Consider the following 5,691-nt stretch of genomic DNA (forward strand, 5'->3'; position numbering starts at 1 on the left):
ATGCGGGCCTGACGGTGGCCTTGTGGATCACCGATGCCTGGTGGGCCTATGTGGACCGGCTGCCAGCCGAGCAGCGCGTGGAGGACAAAACGCAGCTCCAGCGCCTGGAGCGCAAACATCTCACCTTACGCACCCGCCTCAAGCGGCTCACGCGCAAGACTATTTGCTTCTCAAAGAAGACGTTCTTCCATGACGGCGTCATCAGCCTGTTCATTCACCACTTCTTCTTTCAATCCTCCAATTCTACTTAATTAACACACGACCATAAATTTGGATACTACTTCAGTAAACATTTACACTGTTCCAATAGGGAAGAGAGTTTTAACCAAGAAGGAATCGAATGTTTATCATCGTATCATTTTTGACACATACAAAGGGTATGCTTATAAGCCTGTCCTCACTAATTACCATAAATACAATACCACTATCGATGGGGAACTTTATGGGTACTCCTCCACCAAATCCAAATCGTCTCATATTTCGCCTAGTAGCTCAAGAAGCTCTGGTGGACCAGTCAGTGTCAGGGGGTATACCCGTAAAGATGGTACATATGTAAGACCACATACTCGTAGCGCACCAAGCCGTAGTGCACCTCGAAGACGATAGCATCACTAGATTATATAATTGCATATTTAATTCAAATTTATGATTACATGTTGTTTTATATATCTCCAAATATGAATTAATATGCTAAACAATTCATTGACGATGATATCTATGCCTACCCTCCAACACTTCCTCGACGCCCAGCAGTCCACCTACCAAACGGCCCTGACTGAAATCCAAAACGGCCGTAAGCGCAGCCACTGGATGTGGTTTATCTTCCCGCAATTAAAAGGGTTGGGTTTCAGCGAAACGGCCCGTTTTTACGGCCTCGACGGTGCGACCGAAGCGGCTGCTTACCTGGCCCACCCGGTGCTGGGGCCGCGGCTGGTCGAAATCTGCGAGGCGCTGCTGCAACAGCCCGCCACCGACGCCACCCGCATCTTCGGCTCGCCCGACGATTTGAAGCTGTGCTCCTCCATGACGCTGTTTGGGGCCGTGCCGGGTGCGCCGACGGTGTTTGGGCGGGTGCTGGAACGGTTCTACGGCGGCCAATCGGACCCGAAGACGCTGGCGCTGCTGAAGTAGTTGAACGGTGTAGAAACGCGACTCATCGCGTCTTGGCATTATAACGACGACACCGGGCAAAACCACTCGTTGGAACGCTACCCAACCGCCGGGGAAGGCAAAACCACTCGTCGGAGAGCTCCCGGAACTTCCGGGAGGATAGAACCAATCGGTGGAAGGCTCCCGGGCGTTCCGGGAGGATAAAACCAATCGTTGGAAGACTCCCATGCGTTCCGGGAGAGTAAAACCGATTGGTTTTGCCCTCCCGGAACGCCTGGGAAGGCAGAACCAATCGGTGGAGAGCAGTCGGGAAGCCGTAGCGGTCTTCCAACAACTGTCGCGAGGCGCCAGGGTGCTTGTGCTGCCAGTAGCTGTCCAACGGCCCCTGCCCGGTGCAGGGGCCGCGTCGGTTTGGGACAAGCTCCTATCTTTAAGGCCGCATATTTCCCCTGATTCCCACAAATGGCCGCTCCCCTCGCCTCCTCCCCCGCTACTGCCGCCCCGGCCGCCGCCCGCTCCTACGTGGGGCCGATGGTGCTCATGACGACCCTGTTCTTCCTGTTCGGGGCCGTCACCAACTTCAACGACGTGCTCATGCCCTACCTCAAGGACGTGTGCCAGCTCACCGATTTCCAGTCGACGGCCGTGCAGTCGGCTTTTTTTGGGGCCTATTTTCTGATGTCGCTGCCCGCCGGGCGGGTGCTGGAGAAGCTCGGGTTTCAGCGCGGCATTGTGCTGGGGTTGCTGGTGATGGGCGCGGGGGCGCTGCTGTTCGTGCCGGCCGCCAACTCGCGCACGTTCTCGCTGTTTTTGCTGGCGCTGAGCTTTCTGGGGGCCGGCATTACGCTGCTGCAGGTGGCGGCCAACCCCTACGTGAGCGTGCTGGGGCCGGCGCGCACTGCCGCCAGCCGCGTAAGCATCGTGGGCGTGGCCAACGGGCTGGGCGGCACCCTCTCGCCCCTCATCGGCGGCCTGATTCTGTTCGGGGGCTCCACGGTGCTCAAGGCCCAGCTGGCCCAACTGCCGCTCGAGCAGCGCCTGAGCGAGGAAGCCGCGCTGGTAAAGCCGCTCTACGTAGGGCTGGCCGTGTTTCTGGCGGTGCTGGCGCTGCTGTTTTTCCTGGTGCGCCTGCCCGAAATCGAGAGCCTGCCCGCCGATGAGGAAGCTGCCGCCGCGCAGGCCGCCGCCGAAACCGGCCGCCGCTCGGCCCTCAGCTTCCGGCACCTGGCGCTGGGCGTGGTGGCCATTTTCGTGTACGTGGGCGTCGAGGTGGGCATCGGCTCGTTTATCATCCGCTACGGCGAGGCTCAGAACATCGCGCAGCTCAGCGGCTTCACGCAGGAGCTGGTGCGCATCCTCAGTCTGGCCACCAACTGGGCCGCCGCGCTGTTCGGCAACACGCCCGAGGCCATCGACACTTCGGCCGGCTTCACCAAGGCCGTGGGCGCGGTGCTGGTGGCCTCCTACTGGTTCGGACTGATGATTGGCCGCATCATCGGCATCCCGCTGCTCAGCCGTTTCGATGCCCGCAAGCTGCTGGCGGGCGTGTGCGCGGCCGGCGTGGCGCTGGTGACGCTCTCCATCCTCAGCCAGGGCGAAACCGCCCTGTGGCTGGTGGTACTCTGCGGCTTATGCAACGCCATCATCTGGCCCGTGGTGTTTCCGCTGGCCATTACCGGGCTGGGCCGCTTCACCAAGCAGGGCTCCTCCTACCTGATTATGGCCATCGTGGGCGGGGCCATCATTCCGCCCCTGATGGGCCTGCTGGCCACCCACGGCGGCGGCCTGCGCGTGGCCTTCGCCCTGCCCGTACTTTGCTACGCCTACCTCCTGTTCTATGCCCTGCGCGGCTACCGCGTGGTTCGATGAGCTGTTAGCTGCTGTTACGCACTAATTGCGCTGAGCGGCTGTGGCCCGGACGTTGGTCCGTTGCCCTCACCACGGAACGGCCTGTTTTGGCAGGCTACGCACTAACGTCCGGGCTACCGCCACGACCGTTAATCAAGTGCTGCGTAACGCCAGTTGGTAGATGAACACCTGCCCCTGCGCAGTAGCCCCAGCGGGGCGGCATATGGGTAGCAGCGCATAACCAAAAGCAGCAAAGCCCCAGCGGGGCGACACCCACCATTCAACGATTAGTGCCGCCCCGCTGGGGCTTTGCTGAATAGATACAGACTGTTCCTACCAATATGTCGCCCCGCTGGGGCTACTGCGCAGGGGCAGTGAATACAAAAACCTAGTGCTTTGGCTGCCCGCAGCTAATAGCTCAACATTTACTGCTCGTTCAGGCTCCAGTCGTATTCCTTGTAGCTCAGCTTGGCGTTGGGGTCGATTTTTTGCTGGGCGTAGCGGTTGACGGCGTTCTGGATGGAGGTGCTGCCGTTTTTCTCGAAATCCTTGGGATAGAAGCTGTAGATGGCCGACAGCGTGGGGCTGGCGGCGGGCGTGAGGTCGTTTTTCCTGGGGTTGTTGATGAAGTTGCGGCCCTGGTCGGCGAGCTGCTCTTGCACCTTGCTGCCCACGTAGGCCTCCTGGCGCAGGCGCGGGCAACTCATGGCCGCGCACACCAGCGCGTAGTGAATGCGGTTGTCGTCGAACTGCTTGCGGATGATGCGGTGCTCGATGTCGTTGAGCGTGTAGCGCTTGCCCCCGAGCGGGATAAACTCCTGGTCCCAGACGGTGTTGACGAAGATTTTGTCGCCGCCCAGGTCCTTGATGCTTTTCACCGGATACGCACGGATAATGCGCTGGACCGTGAAGGCGTTGTAGGCGTTGAGCCAGTAGGCCAGCTTTTCGTCGGCGGGTGCTTTGCGGGCCGGCAGGTTGTCGCCGAGCGTTTTCAGGTAGGAATTCAGCGCCGCGCTGTCCTGCCTAAGGCCCTTGTAGTTCACCATACCCTGGTCGTCGACGTACTTTTTCAGCAGCCCGTCCCAGGCCGCATGGTCGAGGGTCTGGCCATTCTGGGAGGTGGGGTTGAGCGGAATCAGGTAGCCGACGTAGCCGCAGCCGGCCGAAGCCAGCGTGCCGGCCGCCAGCAAAGCGCCCAGCGCCAGCCGGGAAGTAAACAGGGAAATGCGGTGCATAATGGAAGAAATGGTTCGTGAGGACGGGCCCGACGGCGTCGAGCTGGCATATACGGCGTTGGCAGCCTGAACAGTTGTACCGGAGGCAGATAGGGTTTAGTTGCCGGCCCGGATTTCCAAGGCTAAAATCCTGGGCCAGTCAGCACTTCGCCAAATCCGCTCCGTAGCCCAAGGCTTTAGCCCTGGGAATCCGGGCTGCCACCCCGTCACGCACAACTGGCAACTGGTGTACCTTTGGGTTCTCACCGTTTCGTCGCCGCCATGAGCCCCGCCCCCACGCTTGAAGCCAATGTTTCGCTCCGCCCCTACAACACCTTCGGCCTCGAGGTAACGGCCCGCTGGTTTGCCCGTTTTGCTTCCGTGGAGGAGTTGCGGGCGCTGTTGGCCCTGCCCCAGGTGCAGGCGGCCGAGAAGCTGGTGCTCGGCGGCGGCTCCAACCTGCTGTTCACCCGCAACTTCGAGGGCGTGGTGCTCAAAAACGAAATCCGGGGCCTCGAAATCGTGGACCAGGACGAGGAAACGGCCCTGGTGCGGGCGGGGGCCGGCGAAAGCTGGCACGGGCTGGTGCAGTACGCGCTGGGCCAGGAGCTGAGCGGCATCGAAAACCTGTCGCTGATTCCGGGCACGGTGGGCGCGGCGCCGCTGCAGAACATCGGGGCCTACGGGGCCGAGCTGAAGGACACGTTTGAGCAGCTGGAGGCCCTGGAGCTGAGCACCGGCCGGCTGCGCACATTTCTGGGCCCCGAGTGCGGCTTCGGCTACCGCGAAAGCGTGTTCAAGGGCCCGCTCAAAAACCAGTTCATTGTAACCAACGTGCTGCTGCGCCTGCACAAGCAGGGCCGCCCCAACGTGCGCTACGGCGACATCCAGACGACGCTGCAGGACATGGGCATCGAGGGCGACCCCACGCCGCTACACATCAGCGAGGCCGTTAGCAGCATCCGCCGCAGCAAGCTGCCCGACCCGGCCCAGATTGGCAACGCGGGCTCGTTCTTCAAGAACCCCGAAATCTCGCAGGCCAAGTTCGATGAGTTGAAGGCGCAGTTCGAGGGCCTGCCGGGCTACCCGGTGCCGGGCGGCGTGAAGGTGCCCGCCGCCTGGCTGATTGAGCAGTGCGGCTGGAAGGGCCAGCGCCGCGGCCCCCACGGCGTGCACGACCGGCAGGCGCTGGTGCTCGTCAACCACGGCGGCGCCCAGGGCCAGGACATCCGCGATTTGGCCTACGAAATCATTGCCTCGGTGCGCGAGAAGTTCGGCATCGAGCTGCACCCCGAGGTCAATATTATGTAGCTGCGCGCCGGCCGGGCGGGCATCGAAGCTGTTTAGGAAGTAGTCAGTCAGGCGCAAAACAGAAAAGACTCCCACAAAAGCGGGAAATTTGAGGTGCGACCCATCTCCTTTCCCTCCCTCATGGAAGTCTTGAGCAAAGATATAATTACCCGCTGGATACTGCCCTTGTTGCCGGCCCGTGCTGGTGGCCGCCGCGCAAGCGTCGACC

The 5,691-nt window shown here is 61.1% G+C and carries 5 protein-coding genes; 4 read left to right on the forward strand and 1 reads right to left on the reverse strand.

Annotated elements, in window-relative coordinates:
• The 3 genes from H145_RS24850 to H145_RS0119120 form a co-directional block, all read left to right on the forward strand.
• Positions 1 to 251: transposase (locus H145_RS24850; RefSeq protein ID WP_019949615.1), on the forward strand; the 251-nt coding region annotated here is incomplete at its 5' end.
• A 466-nt stretch (positions 252 to 717) separates the two neighbouring features.
• Positions 718 to 1,131 (forward strand): DUF1810 domain-containing protein, encoded by a 414-nt coding sequence (locus H145_RS0119115; RefSeq protein WP_019949751.1) that lies wholly within the window; start codon positions 718 to 720, stop codon positions 1,129 to 1,131.
• A 441-nt stretch (positions 1,132 to 1,572) separates the two neighbouring features.
• Positions 1,573 to 2,979 carry a sugar MFS transporter gene (locus tag H145_RS0119120; RefSeq protein ID WP_019949752.1) on the forward strand — a complete coding sequence of 469 codons (1,407 nt, stop codon included), beginning with the start codon at positions 1,573 to 1,575 and terminating at the stop codon, positions 2,977 to 2,979.
• 404 nt (positions 2,980 to 3,383) lie between these two features.
• Here the strand turns inward: H145_RS0119120 and H145_RS0119125 are convergent, their stop codons facing one another.
• Positions 3,384 to 4,193, reverse strand: a complete 810-nt coding sequence (locus H145_RS0119125; protein ID WP_019949753.1) for a DUF547 domain-containing protein — start codon at positions 4,191 to 4,193, stop codon at positions 3,384 to 3,386.
• Between the two features lie 261 nt (positions 4,194 to 4,454).
• On the opposite strand from H145_RS0119125, the gene murB reads away from it, so the two are divergent.
• Positions 4,455 to 5,483, forward strand: coding sequence for a UDP-N-acetylmuramate dehydrogenase (gene murB / locus H145_RS0119130; protein WP_019949754.1), 1,029 nt, complete (start codon positions 4,455 to 4,457; stop codon positions 5,481 to 5,483).
• Positions 5,484 to 5,691: the final 208 nt, after the last annotated feature.

The organism is Hymenobacter aerophilus DSM 13606 (assembly GCF_000382225.1).
Taxonomy (GTDB): domain Bacteria; phylum Bacteroidota; class Bacteroidia; order Cytophagales; family Hymenobacteraceae; genus Hymenobacter; species Hymenobacter aerophilus.

What these genes read in the sequence shown, in the direction of transcription:
- H145_RS0119125 (WP_019949753.1), bottom strand. Translation starts at nt 4,193, where the DNA reads ATGCACCGCATTTCCCTGTTTACTTCCCGGCTGGCGCTGGGCGCTTTG.
- murB (WP_019949754.1), top strand. Translation starts at nt 4,455, where the DNA reads ATGAGCCCCGCCCCCACGCTTGAAGCCAATGTTTCGCTCCGCCCCTAC.
- H145_RS0119115 (WP_019949751.1), top strand. Translation starts at nt 718, where the DNA reads ATGCCTACCCTCCAACACTTCCTCGACGCCCAGCAGTCCACCTACCAA.
- H145_RS0119120 (WP_019949752.1), top strand. Translation starts at nt 1,573, where the DNA reads ATGGCCGCTCCCCTCGCCTCCTCCCCCGCTACTGCCGCCCCGGCCGCC.